At 49.3% G+C, this 19963-nt stretch carries 12 protein-coding genes; 3 read left to right on the top strand and 9 right to left on the bottom strand.

What is annotated here, in order from left to right; translation table 11 throughout:
- Window positions 1-162: 162 nt before the first annotated feature.
- Complete coding sequence (locus N774_RS0112460) at window positions 163-351, top strand: DUF6472 family protein (protein ID WP_024861553.1); 189 nt, start codon at window positions 163-165, stop codon at window positions 349-351.
- Here N774_RS0112460 and N774_RS0112455 read toward each other — a convergent pair.
- Complete coding sequence (locus N774_RS0112455; protein ID WP_024861552.1) at window positions 348-887, bottom strand: hypothetical protein; 540 nt, start codon at window positions 885-887, stop codon at window positions 348-350. The two genes, N774_RS0112460 and N774_RS0112455, sit on opposite strands and share 4 nt — an antisense overlap.
- A 122-nt stretch (window positions 888-1009) precedes the next feature.
- Here N774_RS0112455 and N774_RS0112450 point away from each other — a divergent pair, with 122 nt between their 5' ends.
- Complete coding sequence (locus N774_RS0112450) at window positions 1010-2173, top strand: CPBP family intramembrane glutamic endopeptidase (RefSeq protein ID WP_024861551.1); 1164 nt, start codon at window positions 1010-1012, stop codon at window positions 2171-2173.
- Window positions 2174-2185: 12 nt separating this feature from the next.
- Window positions 2186-2647 carry a tRNA adenosine(34) deaminase TadA gene (gene tadA, locus N774_RS0112445; protein ID WP_037280280.1) on the top strand — a complete coding sequence of 154 codons (462 nt, stop codon included), beginning with the start codon at window positions 2186-2188 and terminating at the stop codon, window positions 2645-2647.
- A gap of 9 nt (window positions 2648-2656) precedes the next feature.
- Here the strand turns inward: tadA and N774_RS0112440 are convergent, their stop codons facing one another.
- The 8 genes from N774_RS0112440 to N774_RS19215 all read right to left on the bottom strand — a co-directional run bounded on the left by N774_RS0112440 (window position 2657) and on the right by N774_RS19215 (window position 19600).
- Complete coding sequence (locus tag N774_RS0112440; RefSeq protein ID WP_024861549.1) at window positions 2657-3640, bottom strand: hypothetical protein; 984 nt, start codon at window positions 3638-3640, stop codon at window positions 2657-2659.
- Window positions 3633-5075, bottom strand: a complete 1443-nt coding sequence (locus N774_RS0112435) for a spore germination protein (RefSeq protein ID WP_024861548.1) — start codon at window positions 5073-5075, stop codon at window positions 3633-3635. The genes N774_RS0112440 and N774_RS0112435 overlap by 8 nt, the downstream gene beginning before the upstream one ends.
- Window positions 5076-5198: 123 nt before the next feature.
- Window positions 5199-5525 carry a hypothetical protein gene (locus tag N774_RS0112430; protein WP_024861547.1) on the bottom strand — a complete coding sequence of 109 codons (327 nt, stop codon included), beginning with the start codon at window positions 5523-5525 and terminating at the stop codon, window positions 5199-5201.
- A 96-nt stretch (window positions 5526-5621) separates the two neighbouring features.
- Window positions 5622-6461 (bottom strand): carboxylating nicotinate-nucleotide diphosphorylase, encoded by an 840-nt coding sequence (nadC, locus tag N774_RS0112425; RefSeq protein ID WP_024861546.1) that lies wholly within the window; start codon window positions 6459-6461, stop codon window positions 5622-5624.
- 200 nt (window positions 6462-6661) lie between these two features.
- Window positions 6662-7999 (bottom strand): D-alanyl-D-alanine carboxypeptidase family protein, encoded by a 1338-nt coding sequence (locus N774_RS19490; protein ID WP_024861545.1) that lies wholly within the window; start codon window positions 7997-7999, stop codon window positions 6662-6664.
- A 36-nt stretch (window positions 8000-8035) separates the two neighbouring features.
- Complete coding sequence (locus N774_RS0112415) at window positions 8036-9493, bottom strand: L-aspartate oxidase (protein ID WP_024861544.1); 1458 nt, start codon at window positions 9491-9493, stop codon at window positions 8036-8038.
- Window positions 9494-9963: 470 nt separating this feature from the next.
- Window positions 9964-10890, bottom strand: coding sequence for a magnesium transporter CorA family protein (locus N774_RS0112410; RefSeq protein WP_024861543.1), 927 nt, complete (start codon window positions 10888-10890; stop codon window positions 9964-9966).
- A gap of 310 nt (window positions 10891-11200) precedes the next feature.
- Window positions 11201-19600: a SpaA isopeptide-forming pilin-related protein gene (locus N774_RS19215; RefSeq protein ID WP_024861542.1), complete on the bottom strand. Its 8400-nt coding sequence runs from the start codon at window positions 19598-19600 to the stop codon at window positions 11201-11203.
- Window positions 19601-19963 lie beyond the last annotated feature (363 nt).

Raw genomic sequence — 19963 nt, 5'->3', positions numbered from 1 at the left:
TATGATATAATAGTCAAAGATTGCGCTTATTTAAAGTTGAGAGTTGAGAATTGAGAGTTGAAAGTTGTGGTATCGCCTTCGGCGATATTATTTAAATAACGTGAGCGAAGCGAACACCTAAACTCTCAACTCTCAACTTCCCAAAGAAGAGGGGGGATACTAATGCAAAAGAAAACCGCCACCAACTGCGAGACCTGCACCAACTATGTTTATGACGAGGACTACGACTGCTACGTCTGTATGATAAATCTCGACGAGGACGAGATGTACCGATTCTTGCAGGGCACCAACTACTCCTGTCCCTACTATCGCCTCGACGACGAGTACGGCGTGGTGCGCCACCAGAATTAACCCACGGAGCAGTATACACAGCAGCTCCCCGCGGAGCCGTCAGTGCGGAGCTCCGCCACCTCTGCTTCGCCTCTGCGGCAAAGCTCTCCCAGTACGGTTATGATGTCACACTTTGGAGCTATCCCCTGCTTCACTGCCTGTTCGGTTATGCCTATGAGAAGCTCCGCGTCATTATTGCGCAGAAGCTCTCCGCCGTTGTCACTGTACACCACTGTACATGAGGGCGACAGCTTCCAGCTGTCAAGCATATGGTCAAGAATCGCAAGGGAGTCCTTGCCGTCAATGATAATGAGCTCGGTATAGCCTGTAAATATTGGCTTGCCGCCAATGAGCTCCGCAGAGCTTTTGGCAGAATCCGCATCATCGCCCGAGCACGCAATGGTATCATCTTCGTCAAAGAATGAAAAAGTGAGCTGACCGCTTTCGGAAACTGCGGCAGCACGAAGATAGCTTCTCTCGTGGATACGTCCCGAGGAGCAGCCTGCGGCAGAGATAAGCGCCAGAACGGCAGCAGAAGAATAAAAGAATCTGTTCAAGATATATCACCTTTTTTATTTTATTCAATTAACTGATTGTTCATAAAAATGCTTTAAAATATCAACACTGTTCCCCTCAAAATGTGATACTATTATTATGAGAAACTGTAGGAGGTGAGTCAATGCAGCTTACTGACACCTCAGAGAAAAATATTATAAATGTTGTAGAACAATTCGATTATTCGACACAGGACGACAGCTACAATCAAAGCTTCATCAAATGGCGTAAGAACAAGGACAATCCATATGCCTTCAACTTTAAGATGGATCGCAGAGAAAGTGTCTTTGTAGAGGGAAAGGGCTTCGAGAGCAAGTCTCTCCCCACTGCCGAGCGCAACTGCGTTATCAAGATAATGAACGTTGCGGGCATAGCTATGCTGATATGGATAGTTATCGACAATATCATCGGCAAGGCAGTAATATCCCTTTTTGACTTTCTCGGCTTTGATATACATTCATCTTTTTTCAGCACGGGCGTTTACGGCGGCGATGTTGAGATCGTCACCTCACTCATACTTATCGGTCTGATGAAAGTACTGATACCCGCATGGTACGTACACAAGAAGCTGAAGATGCCTTCAAAGGCAGAGTACCTGACAAAGCTCAGGCATTCGCCGGATATGATAGACTCGCTTTGTATGGCGATGGCAGCAAGCGCAGTGACCAGCCTGCCGAACATTTACACCAACAAAACGCGCCTGCTCTACAATTATTTCCGCGACATAGACGCCGACACCTCAGTATGGAGCCAGGAACAGTTCATCATCTATGCCATATTCGATATAGTTGTCCTGTCGGTATTGTCCGAGCTCTTTTTCAGAGGGGCTATTTTCGGTGCGCTCCGCCAGTTCGGCGATGTGTTCGCATTGGTGATAACCTCTGTTATGTCCGCACTTCTTGTGCAGGACGTCCGCGAGTTCCCCGCAGCACTTCTGATGTCTGCCATAGCGGCAGCGGGAATGCTCAGGAGCGGCTCAATACTCACAGCCATATACGTGCAGATAATCTTCAAGCTGTACCGATTGGCACTGATACTTCTGGAATCGACCTCCACCGACACCATATACCTGCACAGAAATATTTTCATACTTGCGGTATTTATCATCGGAGCACTGGGCTTTGGCACCGTTTACCTGCTCAGCAAGAAAAAGAACCGCCACAGGATAGCCTCATACAAGTCAGAGATATCCATGTGGGAGAGACTGGTCATCGCATTCAGAAGCTATCCTGTGCCTGCTGTCGTAGGCGTATGCGTTATGGCAGCCCTCATAAAGCTCATATTATAAAGGAGCATATCAATGGATAAATATATGTCCCGCGCACTTGAGCTGGCAAGAGAAGCCTTTGAAGAGGGAGAAGTCCCAGTAGGTGCAGTGGTCGTAAAAAAGACCACGGGAGAAATCGTCGGCGAGGGACGGAATATGCGTGAGGGAGCAAAAAATGCTCTTGCTCATGCAGAGATAATGGCAATCGACCAAGCCTGCCGCACTCTTGGAGGCTGGCGGCTCCCGGAATGTGCCATATACATCACTCTTGAGCCCTGCCCCATGTGCTGCGGAGCTATAATAAACTCCCGTATCGACAACGTTATATTCGGAGCATACGATATTAAAAGCGGCTCTGCCGTTTCCGTGCAGAAGATGTTCGAGTTTCCCTACAACTACCGTCCCGAGGTCACGGGCGGCGTCATGGAGGAGGAGTGCTCGGCTATACTGTCGGAATTCTTCCGACAGCTCCGCGAAAGGAAAAGCCGCAACTAAGGTCCGCGCCTATCCGCTGCCAATGGCAGCGGATTTTTTTGCGCCAACAGGCGCAATAAGGAGCGCGGCTATTGCCGCGCAGGCGCGGACCGCCGTCAATTCACGCTGACTGATAACAAAAGACGCTCCGATCATCAGGGCAATGACCGTAAGACTCCGCCAGCGCTGAAAGCGCGGAAAAAGCTCTCCCAGCAGGTAAGCTCCCGTCATGACCTGCAAGCTCACGGAGAAAACAGCCAGCACCGAAAACACCACAAGAAACAGCGAGTCTATGCGCTGAGCCTCAAAAGGCTGGGAGAGCTGCGCCGCCGTGATAACGGGAAAGTCTGTCAGCGTCATGATACCACCCACAACGGGAAGTACCGTCAGCATGACCGCCGTCACAGCCATTGCCTTTGCCGCAAAGTATACCGTAACTGCACAGCTTTTGTCGCCCCTTACGCTGTCAAGCCACACTGCCATACTGCCAAGGCTGCCGCTGAGTCCGAAGCCCCTGAGCAGCTCCCTCAGAAAGCTCCTCTCCTGAGGGAGCGAAACGTTTCTCCACTCCGCATTGAATACCGCGCTTACAAGGTCAACGGACAGAAACAGCAGCGCCAATACCGCAGCAATAACAGCTGCCCGAGTCACTGACTTTATCCCCGTAGACGAAGCATACAGACACACAAGTGCTATAAGTCCTGCCGTCATAAGGCTGCCCCATACGCCGCGGCTTTCCTCATAGGGTATATAAATGGCGTCCCGTGTGCGCCAGAGACTTACAAAAAGAGCTCCGCCGCAGAAGACTGCATAGGCAAGAAAAAATACCTGCACCCACTTTTTCAGTGCTCCGCCCTGCACTGCAAAACACACCGCCCCAAGGAACTGCACTGCCGTCCCCGCCAGCATTCCCCACAGCGTAACTATGGAAACTCCGCCCCTGAGACAGCAAAGGCTGAAAAGGTCGGTGATGAGCAGCAGCGCTGCAAACTGATATTTCGATATGCTATTCATGGTATTCCTCCACAGTAAAACCGCGGCTCTGAAGCTTCTTTATGCCGCTTCGGACAGCCGTATCTCCCATGCCGCTCCTCCTGAACGGCGACAGGGGCGCCATATACGGGAAGCCGTAATTCTCCGCAGCACATATATTCACAAGCACCGCACAGGCAAGGAGACTTATGCCGAAAAGTCCCAGCGCTCCGCCTGCTATGAGAAAGGCGAACCTCAGCACCGTAACCTGCGGATTCAGCTCGGGAACTACCAGTCCGCCCAGTACAGAAAGTGCAGTCATTGTCAGCAGCGGAGTGCTGACAAGTCCGGAATTCACTGCCGCATCGCCTATGATAAGTCCGCTGATTATGCTGACAGCTCCGCCCACAGGCTTAGGCAGCCGCACTCCTGCTTCACGTATAACCTCGTACATTATCAGTACGAAGAAAGCCTCCGTGACTATAGACAGGGGCGCTTTTTTCTCAGCGTCCACAAGGAGCATGAACAGTGTGCTGTTGAGAAGCTCAGGGTGGTACATGACTATGGCAACATAAAATGAGGGCAGCAGCACCGCCGCAAGAAAAGCTCCGTATTTCAGCCAGCGTATAAAGGTCGCATAGTAGGGCTTGTAAGCGTAATCGTCCAGAGTCTGAAAACTCTCGCAGAATAACCGTGGTATAACTATGGCATAGGGAACGCCGTCCACAAGTATCGCCACACGCCCCTCGATAAGCTTTGAGCACAGCACGTCGGGACGCTCTGTTGTTCCCGTGGAGTCAAAGAGCTGAAAGCTGCTGTTCTCCACAAAGGGGCGCAGATAGCCCGTAGTGAGTATGGCTTCAAGCTCCACCTTGTCAAGGGAGCGGCGTATCTTCTCCATAAGCCCTTTCGGCACGCGGTCCTTCATGTAGCAAAGGCATATATCCGTGGAGCTCTTACTCCCCTTTTGGGTCAGCTCCATGACCAACTCTGGAGACTTTATCCGCCTGCGTATCTGGGACATATTGGTGCGGACAGTTTCCGTGAAGCCCTCATGTGCGCCCATGATATTGCCCTCGCCAAGGGGCTCCTGGATACCCCGTGAGCTATACCCCTGCACTCCGAATGCAAGTCCTGTGGTCATGCCCTCTGCAATAAACACCGCAAAGCCCGAGTTCATCAGGCTGAAAAGCGTATCGTAGTCTCTCACCTCGGGGCGGTCTGTTGACAGCAGCAGCTCCTCATTTATATAATGAAACAGCCCGTGGGAGTCCTTTTGCTGAGGTATATCGGTAATTGGCTCGAAAATTAGCTCCGTTATGACAGATGTGGACACCATGCCCTCGCAGCACAGCAGCGCACAGTGTATACCGCCCGTGACGAAGCGGTTTATGAGTACGTCCGAGGAGCCCCCCGAAATGCGGCGTATCTCATCAATACTGCTGTCAAGAACGGGCAGCAGTTCTCCTTTTCCCATACATCTCACCTCAGCGGTATTATCTGCTGAAACTGCGAAATTATACCTGTAGGGGCGGATAGTATCCGCCCGATAAAAACAAACCGCCCACACTGTGACTCTCCACAATGCAGGCGATAACTCTTATTTACGTTTATATTTGGAATATATCTTCCGATAGACAAGGAACAGCAATGGAATACCCGCTATTGTTCCGACAGCGACAACTATCCCTGCCGCCTCTAAGTTCAGAATTCCCAGAACAGCTCCCAGCCAGAAAACAGCCGAAAAGCTGAGCCACATGATGCCGTTTGCCCTGTTATAAGCAGGAATATCCGCTATTTTCTCTTCCTTTACCTCTTTTCCCGACCAGAACCACATGGGCTTTTTGCGTTTCCATGCGTATATACCAAAACAGGTAAAAAATACGCCTATGGGTATCGTAAGCATAAGCCAGACTGTCAGTTCCATTATAAGCCCCCCTATTTTTTAGGGCTGCCAAAGGCAGCCCCTACAGCGCGGACGGATAATATCCGCCCCTACTACTTTCTACTCACTACTCACCGATTACTTCTTTATCTTCATGGAAATATCAAAGCACTTTACTGAATGTGTAAGCGCACCGAGAGAGATTATATCCACGCCTGTCTCTGCAACTGCACGGATATTATCGGCAGTAACATTGCCCGAAGCTTCAAGGAGAGCCTTTCCGCCTGCTATCTCCACAGCCTGCTTCATCTCATCGCAGCTCATATTGTCAAGCATGATTATCTCAACACCTGTAGCAAGAGCCTCGCGGAGCTCGTCAAGTGTACGCACCTCCACCTCTATCTTGACGGTGTGACCTATCTTCTCGCGGAGCGCATTCACAGCCGCAGTAATGCCGCCGTAAGCGTCGATGTGGTTGTCCTTGAGCATTGCCGCGTCGGAGAGGTTGAAGCGGTGGTTCTTTCCGCCGCCAACAGTTACCGCGTACTTTTGCAGGGCACGAAGTCCGGGGAGAGTCTTTCTTGTGTCGGTTACAGCAGCCTTAGTGTCCTTGACAAGCTCCACGCACTTGTTTGTGGCAGTAGCTATACCCGACATATGCTGTAAGAGGTTGAGGGCTGTTCTCTCGCCTTTGAGAAGAGTGAGGGTGCTTCCCTCCAGCTCTGCGATTATATCGCCTTTCTGCACCTTTGTGCCGTCCTGAAGAAGTATCTTGAAGTCCACGTCGCCGCCGGCAAGGTCGAACACTCGCTTTGCGACCTCGATACCGCAGACAACTCCCGTGTCCTTTGCGACGTAATAAGCGGAGCTTCTGTGCTCGGGCGGGATAAGGTTATCCGCAGCAGCGTCGATGTAGTTTATGTCCTCCATGAGGGCAGTGGTTATGATATTGTCAACATAGCATTGTAAAAGCTTCATATGCAAAATCCTTCCATTTTAATTGTAGGGGCGGATATTATCCGCCCGTATATGATTTTCGCAATAAACACCATGAACCCATATGTAGAAGAGGGCAGGCTCCCCTACAATCGGTCATTTATAATTCATAGATTATTGGCGGGCGAATAATATCCGCCCCTACAAGCTAACGGCTAATGGCTAATGGCTAACGGCTCAAATTATGATTTGTACTTCGAGTCTATGCACAGGAACTCCTCTAAGGTAAGTCCCGAATCGCAGACCTCTTTTGCAAGCTGCTTGCCGAGATAGCGGACGTGCCACGACTCGTACATATAGCCCGTTATATTCTCCTTGCCCTTGGGGTAGCGAAGTATGAACCCATACTTATAGCAATTCTCCGCTATCCACTTAGCCTCGGGAGTATTATTGAAGCTGCTGCTTGCATTGTTTATATCCATTGCAAGTCCCGTCTGGTGCTCGGAGTGACCTGCTCTTGCGGAGTAGGTGTCCGCCGCCGCCTTTCCGTCACGGGCAACGTAGCCGTTGTACAGCTGTCCCTGATAGGAATATGAGCGGAAGCCCGAAACAATCGTGAGATTGTAGCCCGCCTTTTTCGCAGCCGCCTGCATTTCATTGAAAGCAGCCTGTGCGTCGGGAAGTATCTTGCCCGGATTGTAGTCCGAGGGCAGAGCGTAGGTCTTATTGGCAATAAGTATGCCGTTTACGTAGGTAATGCCGTTTTTCACTTCAATTTCCTGCTTCGTAAAGGTCTCCGCGGAGCCGTCTGCCCATGTCACGGTAAAGTGCATGGAGTCGGTATGCTTTATTTTGCCCTCGGTGTTGTTGTCGGTGCTGCCGAAGTGAAAAACTATATCCTCGCCGTTGGGAGCGTACTCGAAGCGGCTTATATTCTTGCTCTTGTCGGTGAGCTTTCCGCTGAGCCCGCTTATCTCATAGGTGCTGCCCTTATCGGTCACCCACCGTCCTGTGAGAAGCTCCGAGGAATTTATGGCGTTATCGCAGAAATACCTGAATGTCTCGGCAGTTCCGTTTTCCCATTTCAGCACAAAGGAGTTCTCATCGCTCCATGTTATGAACGCTGTAACAGTGCCGCCGTTCTTTATATTCAGCACCACCATGTCCTCGTCACACTCTATGGTGAACTCATTGGTCTTTCCCGAGCTCGGGTCGATAAGAGTGCCTGTGCCGTCTCCGAAGCTGAAATAGCGCTTGGAGCCTGCAATATCGCCTATCCATGTACCCTGCGGCAGCTTGTTCCTGCTCCTGAGGAAAATGTCCTGCATTTCCGCAAGGTCAAAGGTGTCGATATTTCCGTCGCTGTTTATATCAGCGGCTATGGACTGGTTCTCGTTGAGACCGTAGCGTCCCAGAAGATAATTCTTTAGCAGGACGATATCTGCAACAGATACCCTGTCATCGCGGCTTATGTCGCCCTTTATAAGTGTAGTGGCTCCCAGAGCGGCAAAGGGCTGAGCATAGCCTGCTATGACTGCGCCTGCCATTGCCGAAGCCGTAAAACGTCTGATTTTTCTCACAGATATCCCCCCTAAAATAAGATCAAAGATGAAAGCTTACTGCATTACCTCTCCGAGTATGATGTAAGCAACTGTAACGATAGACTTTGCAAGAACGAAGTCCGCGTCCACGAAGTAGCCGCCGTTTATAAGGTCGTCGCGTATCTCCTTGACACGCTTGAAGCCCTCGGCAGCAGCCTTTTTATCGGGTATTACAAAGTAGCAGTTCTGGAGTATCTTTCTTGTCTCCGTGCGGACGCCCTTGGGTATACGGGGAGCGCCCTTGTGCTCGTCAAATTCAGCCTCCTCAAAGTCCTTGGGTGCGTCGGCTATCTTTGAAGCTATATCGTTTGCCGCATGGCGTGAGAAAACAAGAGCTTCAAGGAGAGAATTGCTGGCGAGACGGTTGCTGCCGTGAACTCCCGTATGGGAGCATTCGCCGCAGGCATAGAGGTTTGGCAGGCTGGTCTCGGAGTTGTTGTCAACGTCGATACCGCCCATAAGGTAGTGCTGGCACGGGAATATGGGCACAGGCTCCTTTGTGAGATCGTAGCCCTGCTCCAGCAGGTTCTTGTATATCATAGGGAAGCGGTTCTTTAAGAATTCGCTGTCCTTATAGCTTATGTCGAGATAGAAGTCCGTAGAATTCTGCTTGCGTGATTCGAGGACGATAGCGTGGGAAACTACATCTCTGGGAGCAAGCTCCAGACGCTCGTCGTAGTTGTGCATGAAGCGCTCCTTCTTGCAGTTGAGGAGATAGGCTCCCTCGCCGCGGACAGCCTCTGATATAAGAAAACACTCGCGGGTAGCACGGTTGTTGAACGCTGTAGGGTGGAACTGCACATAGCTGAGGTTCTTTATCTTAGCGCCCATTTCGTAAGCGAAGGTGATACCGTCGCCTGTTGCGATAGCGGAGTTTGTAGTGAACTGGTATACACGTCCGATACCGCCTGTAGCCAGTATCATGAAGTGGCAGTTGCAGGTCTCGTAGCTGTCATCGGGCAGCTTGAGAAATGCGGAATAGCCCGTTTTTGTGCGCTTGACGCCGCACATTATCGTGTTTTCCATTATGGTCACGTTGCTGAGCTTCTGAACGTTTTCAAGGAGAGTTGAAGTTATCTCCTTGCCTGTAGCGTCAGCGTGGTGGAAGATACGGTGGTGGCTGTGACCGCCTTCAAGGGTGCGGTGGTATGTACCGTCGGGGTTCTTGTCGAACTCCACGCCCAGCTTGATGATATGCTCGATATCCTGAGCTGCCTCGCTTACAAGAGTATGAACGGCTTCAACGTTATTCTTGAAGCTTCCTGCGATAAGGGTATCGTTCTGGTGGTACTGGATATTGTCCGACGGGGAGTTGTACACACCTGCGATACCGCCCTGAGCCAGTGAGGAATTGCACAGCGGCAGGTCGCGCTTGCAGAGGATAAGGATATTCAGCTCCTTGGGGAGATTGATAGCTGCGTAGAGACCTGCTGCTCCGCAGCCTGCTATAATAACATCATAATTTTTAGACATGATACGGACCGTCCTTTACATAAAATATGTATACATAATTATTATACCACACTTGTACTGAATTGTAAATCCATTTTTTGCTAATATATTGAGCAGGGCGCACACTGTGCGCCCGAGCCGTTAGCCCTTAGCCATTAGCCTGTAGGGTCGGATATTATCCGCCCGTTGATTTCGGCGGTGATTTTAGCGGGCGAGTGTCACCTGCCCGAATAAAAATCCAAATAAAAATTACGGGCGCACGGAATGCGCCCCTACATTGGTTCAACATGTTCGTAATGCGACCTGCGGACGCGCAATGCGCGTCCCTACAGTGTGTCATTTTTAATTTTATCGTATAGTGTGGGACGTCGAGGACGCCGTCCCCTACATTGCGATATTAGAGTTTATGCGTAATCTGCGGGCTGCCAAAGGCAGCCCCTACAATTCCGAATCCCAAATTAAAAAGGGCGGATAATATCCGCCCCTACAAGCTATTTCTTCTTCCATTTCAGCAGCACAAACGCCGTTATTCCTGTGAGGAATGCGGTCAGCGAAAGGGCCACCCATGTATAGTTGAACGGTATATCATTGGTATTGATACCGTAGAACGCAAACATGATATTGGGTATCTGAAGTATGATAGTGACGATAGTCAGTCGCCACATAACGATATTCTGGTTATTTGAGATTATGGACGAGAAGCCGTCCATCATACTGGACAGGATTCCCGAATAGATACTTGCCATCTCGATAGCCTGCTTCATCTCGATGAGAACGTCTTCCAGAAGATCCTGATCCTCGTCGTAGAGCTTTATTACTCTGCCGCGGAATATCTTCTCGATAGTCGCCTCATTAGCCTTGAGTGAAGTAGAGAAATATACGAGAGACTTCTCCAATGCAAGGAGCTGCATGAGAAGCTCGTTCTTCATGGCGTCGTGGAGCTCCTGCTCGGCAGCCGATGATATCTTATCGATCTGTTTCAGGTAGGTAAGGAACAGAGCAGATATCCTCAGCAGCAGCTGAAGCACGAATCTTGTCTTGAAATCGGGGCGGAGATTGCGTATGCCGCCTCTCTTTGCCTCGCTTATTATCTGTGTTTCACGGATAGAGATAGTGAAAACGTACTCCTCCGTAACAATTATACCCATAGGCAGGGTATAGAAGTTCTTGGTCTTGTCCTCGTCAACAGCAGATACAGGAGTATCTATGATAACGAGAGTCTGGTTGTCCTCGCGCTCGATACGGGATGACTCCTCCTCGTCGAGTGCGGACTTAACGAAGCCGCTGTCCAGACCGTAGTCCTCGATAAGCTCCTTCACCTCTACTGGAGTCGGATCAATAACCGATATCCAGCAGCCAGCAGACGGAGCTTCGCACTGGGACAGCGAACCGTTGATGTAACTGTAAAAGTTTATCATATCATTTCGGGAGCAGCCTGCACACGGCGCAGACCATCCCTGCTCCTTTCGCCGAAATTCACTTCGGCAAAGGGCGAGAGCATTATCGTCTGCCGAAGCGTGGAATATTATTCAAATTCCCATAAGGGTCAGAACTCATAATGCACCTCCAAAAATTCATGATACAGTAATATTATATCAAATATCCTTCATGATTACAAGTACTTTTCAAAAAAATAATTATTGCTCCCTCAGTGTGGGGACAATATAAGAAAAAGGCTGTCGGACCTTTGTCCGACAGCCTTTGATAAACGATATTATCTCAGAAATATCAGTCGTCGTTTCTCTTTCTTGAACGAGCTGCGAAAGCGCCGCCTGCTGCAAGTGCGAGTATCGCAAGTGCTGCACTGATGCCCTTAACGCCCGTCTTAGGAGAATTTGCTGTAGCTATCTTACCCTTTGTGGTGGTAGATGCCTTTGTTGTTGTAGTAGCAGTAGTTGTTGCAGTTGTAGTTGTGGTCTCCTCTGTTGTTGTAGTTGTCTCGGGAACAGTAGTAGTTGTTGTAGTATCTGTTGTAGTTGTAGCAGTCGTTGTTGTTGTGGTAGTAGTAGTTGTTGTAGTTGTTGTATCTGTAGTTGTAGTCGTTGTAGTGGTTCTGGAAACGTCCATACCGTCTACACGGCTCTTTGTTGTAGTAGTAACAACTGCCTCGTCTATCATAATGATAGTCTGCTCAGAGGTTGCCTTTCCGTCAACTGAAACCACCTTGCCGTCAATGATCTCGAATACGATATCTGTTGCTACAACATAGCCTGTAGGAGCAGCTACCTCATGGAGAGTGTAGTTACCGTCTGTAAGCCTGATCTCTGTAGCGGAAGTACCTGAGATCCATGATGCAGCGGTGCCTGTCTTTCTTACAAATTCAGCACCCTCGCCAAGCTCGATGTCGCCGTCCTTGAATTCCACAGCTTCGCCGCTCTTATCCTTACCTGAGATAGAGAGCTCTGCGCCGGGGACCTCAGCACCGTAAACGTCCTGCTTGTCGATCTTTACAGCTGCTGTAACAGTTGTAGTAACTGTTGTAGCTGCAGCAGTTGTAGTTGTTGTAGTAGTTGTGGTCGTAGTAGTTGTTGATGTAGTTGTAGTTGTGGTGGTCGTAGTAGTTGTGGTAGTTGTTGTTGATGTTGTGGTCGTGGTTGTCGTAGTAGTTGTTGTTGTGGTAGTTGTAGTCGTCGTTGTAGTTGTTGTAGTAGTAACGATGATCTCGTCTACCATTTCAACTGTATCCTCGGACTTGCCGCCCTTTACTACCTTGCCGTCCTTGACCTCGAATGTGATAGCTGTAGCCTTCTCATATCCATTCGGAGCTGCAAGCTCTTCAAGTGTATATGTTCCGTCTGCAACTGAAACTATTGTCTTTTCGTCGCCTGAGAGCCATACGAGAGCATTGCCAACGCTGTTGACTGCTTCGCCGCCCTTGCCGACTGTAAGCTGACCGTCCTTGAAGGTGATCGGCTTGTCGCTTGCGTCCTTACCTGTGAGGGTAAGCTTTGCACCCTTAACTTCCTTGCTGTTCAGATCGTCTACCTTGTTGATATTGACCTTAGCAAGTGTAGTTGTTGTAGTAGAGGTTGTTGTAGGTGTTGTAGTAGTTGTGGTTGAAGTCGTAGTGCTTGTTGTGGTCGTAGTAGTCGTGGTAGTTGTAGTAGTCGTGGTAGTTGTAGTAGTTGTTGTTGTTGTGGTGGTGGTTGTAGTCGTTGTTGTAGTTGTAGTGGTAACGATTATCTTGTCTACCATTTCAACTGTATCCGCAGACTTGCCGCCCTTTACTACCTTACCGTCCTTGACCTCAAATGTTATCCTTGTAGCCTTTTCATATCCGTTAGGAGCTGCAAGCTCATCGAGTACATAAGTACCGTCCTGAACTGTAACTACAGTCTTTTCGTCACCTGAGAGCCATACGAGAGCACCGCCAACGCTGTTGATAGCCTCGCCGCCCTTGCCGACATTGAGCTGACCGTCCACGAATGTGATAGGAGTATCGGAAGCATCTCTTCCTACGAGAGTGAGCTTAGCGCCCTTGACCTCCTTGCCGTTCAGGTCGTCAACCTTATTGATATTGACCTTAGCAAGTGTAGTCGTTGTTGTAGAAGTTGTTGTTGGAGTTGTGGTTGTGGTTGTGGTAGTAGTTGTTGTTGTGGTAGTGGTAGTTGTTGTAGTTGTAGTCGTCGTTGTAGTAGTGCTTGTTGTGGTTGTAGTTGTTGTTGTGGTAGTGGTAGTTGTTGTAGAAGTTGTAGTTGTGCTTGTTGTTGTAGTTGTGCTTGTAGTTGTAGTTGTAGTTGTAGTTGTTGTAGCCTGAGCATCGCATACCTCGATAGCATTGCCTGCCTTGTCTACTAAGTAGTAGCCGTCAGCAGATGTCTTGTCGTGCTCAGCCTTGATATCCTTGCCTGATGCATCAACTATCTTACTGTTCTTGATAGTGAACTCCAGCTCGGAAGTGATTACGTCATAAACCTTGCCGCCGCTTGTGAACTTGTCACCTGTTTCCTTCAGCTTGTACTTACCGTCCTTGAGTGCCTGAACGATCTTTGCAGTATCGCCTGATACCCACTGGATACCGATAATGTTCTTGTCGCTGTCGTAAACCTTTGTGAAGTCCTTATCGCCGCTGTTGGCTTCGATAATTGAAGTCCAGTCAACGTCGGAGTTTGTGAGCTCCAGTGCAGCTCCGCTTATCTCATCTTCACCTGAGATGTCCTTCTTGCTGATGCTTACGTAGTTAGCGTCCTCGATAACGAGTGTCTTTCCGTCCTCAGCAACTGAAGTCCTGCCGTTTGTTACAGCGTCGACCTTTGTAACAACGCCGTTCTCCATAATGAAAGTGAACTTTGAAACTACTGAATAGCCGTCAGGAGCAGCTGTCTCTTCGAGACTGTACTTGCCGTCCTTTAAGCCTGTGAACTTTGTGCTGTTGCCTGTGAATGTTGTGGACTTGTCGTCCTTTGTCAGTGTCTTGTCGCCGACCTTTACTCCCTCGAGAGTCTTGCCCTCGTCCTCTGCTGTAAGTACAAATGTTGCCTTACCTGCGGAAGCGGGAATTTCCTTAGCGCCAAGTGCCTTCTTGTCGATCGTGATAACGGACTGCTTGTCCTCAACTACAAGGTTGCCCTTTTCGTCAACGTAAGCGTTGCCGTCTGTTACTGCCTCAACGTTCTTTACTACACCGTTCTCGATGTCGAATGTGAACTTTGTAACTGTTGTATAGCCGTCGGGAGCAACTGTCTCTTCGAGACTGTACTTGCCGTCCTTTAAGCCTGTGAACTTTGTGCTGTTGCCTGTGAATGTTGTGGACTTGTCGTCCTTTGTCAGTGTCTTGTCGCCGACCTTTACGCCCTCGAGAGTCTTGCCCTCGTCCTCTGCTGTAAGTACGAATGTTGCCTTACCTGCGGAAGCGGGAATTTCCTCAGCGCCAAGTGCCTTCTTGTCAATTGTGATAACGGACTGCTTGTCCTCAACTACAAGGTTGCCCTTTTCGTCAACGTAAGCGTTGCCGTCTGTTACTGTCTCAACGTTCTTTACTACACCGTTCTCGATGTCGAATGTGAACTTTGTAACTGTTGTATAGCCGTCAGGAGCAACTGTCTCTTCGAGACTGTACTTGCCGTCCTTTAAGCCTGTGAACTTTGTGCTGTTGCCTGTGAATGTTGTGGACTTGTCGTCCTTTGTCAGTGTCTTGTCGCCGACCTTTACTCCCTCAAGGTTCTTGCCCTCGTCCTCTGCTGTAAGTACGAATGTTGCCTTACCTGCGGAAGCGGGAATTTCCTCAGCGCCAAGTGCCTTCTTGTCAATTGTGATAACGGACTGCTTATCCTCAACTACAAGGTTGCCCTTTTCGTCAACGTAAGCATTTCCGTCTGTTACTGTCTCAACGTTCTTTACTACACCGTTCTCGATGTCGAATGTGAACTTTGTAACTGTTGTATAGCCGTCGGGAGCTACTGTCTCTTCAAGACTGTACTTGCCGTCCTTTAAGCCTGTGAACTTTGTGCTGTTGCCTGTGAATGTAGTTGACTTGTCCTCGCTTGTGAGTGTCTTATCGCCTACTTTTACTCCCTCGAGAGTCTTGCCCTCGTCCTCTGCTGTAAGTACAAATGTTGCCTTACCTGCGGAAGCGGGAATTTCCTCAGCGCCGAGAGCCTTCTTGTCGATCGTGATCTTTGAGATGTCATCTGCAACAGTGATTTTCTTTCCGTCCTCGGACTTTGTTACCACATCGCCTGTTGTTGATGTCTTGACATCTGTAACTACGCCGTTCTTTACAGTGAAATCAAATGTTGATACAACTGTATAGCCGTCCGGAGCAACTGTCTCCTTGAGAGAATAGCTGCCGTCCTTGAGGTGTTCAAGAGTTGAGATGTTGCCGACGATCTTTGCAGACTTATCTGTGCTTGTAAGAGCGTCGCCGCCGTTGATCTTCACACCCTCAAGTGTGCTGTCCTTGGCTGTGAGCTCGTACTCCACCTTGCCTGCCGACTCGGGAACGTCATTGCCGCCGAGATCGGTCTTGTTGATAGTGATTATGGGAGCGTCCTTGACTGTTACAGTCTTGCCGTCCTTTGATACTTCAACAACACCGTCTGTAACAGCACTTGACTCTGTTACGACACCGTTCTTGACTGTGAATGTGAACTCTGATACTGTTGAGTAGCCTGCGGGAGCTGTGTCCTCCTTCAGTGAGTACTTGCCGTCCTTAAGGTACTCGATCTTTGTTGTGTTGCCTGTGAATGTTGTTGACTTTGTATCGCCGAGAGCCTCGCCGCCGTTTACCTTAACACCTGCGAGAGAACCGTCAGCGTCCTTGGCTGTGAGTGTGAACTCTGCTGCGCCGTCTGTTATCTCCTTGCCGCCAAGATCAGTCTTGCTGATATTGAGTATAGGAGCGTCCTCGACTACGAGCTTGCCGTTCTCGTCAACATAAGCCTTGCCTGTTGTGACAGCAGATACGTCAGTTACCTTGCCGTCCTTTACTGTGAATGTGAAATCGCTTACTACTGAGAAGCCTGTAGGAGCAGCATCCTCTCTGAGGGTATATGTACCGTCCTTGAGACCCATGAATGTAGCAACGTTGCCGTCGAACTCGGAAGACTTAACGTCTGCGCCCAGCTCTGTGCCGTCGTTGATGCTTACACCGCTCAGGTCTGTGCCCTCTCCTGCAATAAGAGTGAACTTAGCCTTGCCTGCTTCCTCGGGGATAGGTGTTCCGCCGAGAGCCTGCTTGTCAAGTATGATAGTGTTCTTCTTTACGTTAAGGAGGCTTTCCTTATTGGAAGCATTGCCCTTGATAACGCCGTCCTCGATAGTAAATGTCTTTGAAGCTGCCTTTTCGTAGCCGTGAGGAGCCTTTACCTCTTCGAGAACATATTCGCCGTCCATGAGGCCCTTGAAGGTCTTGGAAGCGCTTGTCTTTGTGTTCCACTCAGCAGACTTGCCCTCTGCAATAGTGTCGGCGTCCTTGATAACTGTAACAGCCTTGTCGGAAGCCTTCTTGAATGTGAGCTTCAGGTCTGCGCCGTCGGTTGTGCCCGAAGGAGTTGTGTTGCCGTCTGAGTCGAAGTACTTGTCAATGGTTATCTCGGAAATATTATCCGTGATGATCAGTGAGCCGTCCTCAGCTGTCTTTATTGCGCCTGTTGTCTCGGACTTGACGCTTGACTTGTCAACTGCGCCGTCCTTGACAGTGAATGTGAATTCTGAATCTACCTTTGTGTAGCCGTTGGGTGAAGCAGTCTCTTTGAGTACATAATCGCCGTCGCTGAGACCTGCTATATCAGCCACACCGCCTGTGAACTTGTATTCGCTGAGCTGTTCAGCCTTGAAAGCAGTTACCTTAGGAGCAATTGCCTCGTCAGCGTCAGCTACTATATTGAATACTCTGCCGTCTTCAAGCTCCAGCCTGTAAGTACCGCCCAGTATGCCTGCGATCTCAAGCTTTGTGCCTGAAGCCTTGCCTGTTGTCTTGTATACGTTCTGCTCATCGGAAACAGCATTTCCGTCAACAGTAACGTTTCTGAATGTAGGACCGCTGAGTGTGTAGCCCATGCCGTCCGTAACATCGTTTACTGTGATGTTCTTCTTGTTTGCTTCAAGGACAGGACTCATTGAAGTCATAGCCTTGATCTCGTCAGCGGAATAATCGGTGATGACCTGTACCAGCTTGTCGCCGCTGCTCTTTGTGAGAGTGAACTCAGCGCCCTGAACGATCTCGCCGCCAACGTCAGCCTTACTTATTTTAATAGAAGAATCATTCTTCTTGTTTGTAACTACGACCTTGTCCTTTTCCTTGTCGGATACAAGCTTGCCGTCTTTTTTCGATACGGTGAACTTTACGACCTCGGTCGAAGTAACATAGCCTGTAGGAGCGCTTACCTCCTCAACGGTGTAATCGCCCTCTGGAAGACCTGTAAATACTATCTCCGAGCCTGTTGAGTTCCACTCGAAAGCGGAATTCCTCTTCAGATTGTTGATGTAGAACTCCAGCTTTTCGCCCTCGTCATGGCTGCGGCCGTCAGCAGTATAGTACTTTGCGTCACGAGCCTTGACGTTTGTCATGTCCACATCTTCGCCTGATTTAGTCTTACCTGTGAGTCTGAGACGAGCACCGACGAGAGCATCGCCGTTTTCGTCAACCTTATTGATAGAAAGCTCAAAGAGCTCGTTGACAACATCGATCTCAGTGCTTCCGTCGCCCAGTTTTCTTATCATATCCTTATTATCGGGATTTGATGGAGTGATACCTGTGCCGTCCAGTCTGAACTCTATGTCGTCGATTGGATTGAAGCCTGCGGGAGCTACCTCTGAGAGAACATAGACTCCGTAAGGGAGACCTGTGAACTCGATATCGGTAGTTCCTGTGAGCCATGTGATGGAATCCTCGGAATATACGGGAGTACCCTCGCCGTCGTTGTCGAGGTTTGAAGTAACGCCCGCATTGAGCTTAGCGCCCTCAACGTTCTTGGCAGTAAGTGTGAACCTTGCACCCTCCTGCTTCTTCTTGGCGCTCTCTGTAGTGATAGTGCTGTCGGTCTCGGAAGTGATCTTGATAGTGTCGTTGTACTTTACGAACTTTACCTTTGTGAGGACTTCCTCAAGCTTGTTTGTAACACCGATAGATCTGTTTCCGCCGCCGACGCCGTTTCCTGTGTATGAAACGTCATAGCCTGTGGGAACATTTTCCTCTACTGCATAGTAGAAGTAAGTATTGCCCTTGCCGTCGTCCTTGGGGAGCTCTGTCCACTTCGCTGTCCAGTCGCCTGTGCTGTTGAGCACCTTGGTATCCAGCTTTACAGCGGAAGCGTCAGCGCTTACATTTGCAAGACCTGCCTTGTCAGCACGGTAAAGTGTTACCTCTACCTCGTCGCCGGTGTGCTTGCTTTCGCCGTCACTCCAGCTCTTCTTTGCTGAAACGTCGATAGTCTCTTTTTCGGCAACGGGATTCATGAAGGGAGACATATGTGTCTCGTTGTGGAGGCGGATATTCTGTGCGATGATAGTACCGCTCATATTGTTGGGCACTACATCACAGTCGGGAGCAAGAACGCAGCCCCATGGCTCTGCCATACCGCCGCTTCCTATCTCGCCTTCGCTCCATGAAGTACCCTCGTTATAAATGATCTGTGTACCGCCCTCGGCAGCATTGAAGAAGTTATAGATGATATTTGTACCGTGAAGAGCACTCTGAGTCTCTGCGATCTCTACCTTGTTATCGGGATCCTCGATAGTTCTGTAGGTCCACTCGGGAGTCCAGCTGAGCTTTGACTTGCCCTGAAGATCTATATTTACTACCAGTACCTGATCGTCATAGAAAGTGCCGTCCTTATAATTGATGCCTGCAACTACAAGCCCCTTATAGCGGTCAAGCTGATCCGCAGTAAGGTGGAGTACATTCGTACCCTCGCTGTTCAGCATGAGCGTACCTAACTCTGCCTGCTGATTGTTGGGGTCGTCAGCGTTGTAATTCGGATTGGCTTCCCAGTTGACCTTGGCATAGGTATCGTCAAGTGCGGCATACTTCTTTGACATATTCTGGTAATTTACCTTTTCCTTGTCAAAGTCGATGAGATTGCTGCCTGCATGAGCTATATAACTCTCAGCCTTGCCAACACCGCCTGTGTAGAGCTCTATCACGTAATCAGCCGACGGAACTCTGAGGTTTACAGCTCCGCTGGTATCCTGAGGATAAGTGAGATTGCCCTCTGGGTAGCCTGTTGAAAGAGTGCAGTCCGCAGGGAACATGAAATCGCTCATATTACCCAGCGAGAAGCCTTTTCTTCCGTCGTTCTTTGCAGCGGTATCATAATTGCCGCCCTCTTTGAATTTGAAGGAATCCCTTACGACATTGAGAAGCCGTCCCGTTCCCTCTGTGTTGAGCTGACCGTGGTTTGCACCGATAAGATAATTTGGTGCAGCGATATTGCCGTTGATATGGGCGCTGTCATTCATTGTTTCGATAGTATCGAAAGCAAACAAATGGAAGTCACCTGCTACGCCCAGCGGATTTCCCCTGTACCACATAGACTCCTCATAGGGCGTGTTGACTATCGGAAGTCCGTCAGCGGCGGTCTCATCGGCATAAGCCGGGATACCCATACTTGACGGCACCGTGTACATCACAGCCAGAAGTCCCGAGGTAACGCCGCTTAACAGGCGCTTCCCCATTGAATTTTTCATGGTCATTCCGTCCTTTCTGTTTCTATATATTTCCACAATCCCCGTAAAAACTTCCCGAGCCTGTCCGCGTCGGGATATAGTTACAGACTTTTGCACATTAATTATAACACAACTGTATACAAATTGCAATATTTTAACATTAACTAATAATTAGAAATTTTTTTATCACTTTTGTGCACTTTGTTGCGGAATCAAGCTTTTTTTCGCAGTCCGACAGCATGTTCAACAAAGTATCACATCTTCAAGTCAACGCAACTCAAAAAGCGGGGTGACTCGCGGCAAAACGGGCAGTTTCCTGATATTAGCCTCAAATAATACCGTCAGTAAAGCTTTTGTGCGATTTGTTTATACAAGCAGTCGAAT

Source organism: Ruminococcus flavefaciens AE3010, assembly GCF_000526795.1.
GTDB lineage: Bacteria > Bacillota > Clostridia > Oscillospirales > Ruminococcaceae > Ruminococcus > Ruminococcus flavefaciens_D.
This window is presented reverse-complemented; position numbering and strand designations above follow the sequence as displayed.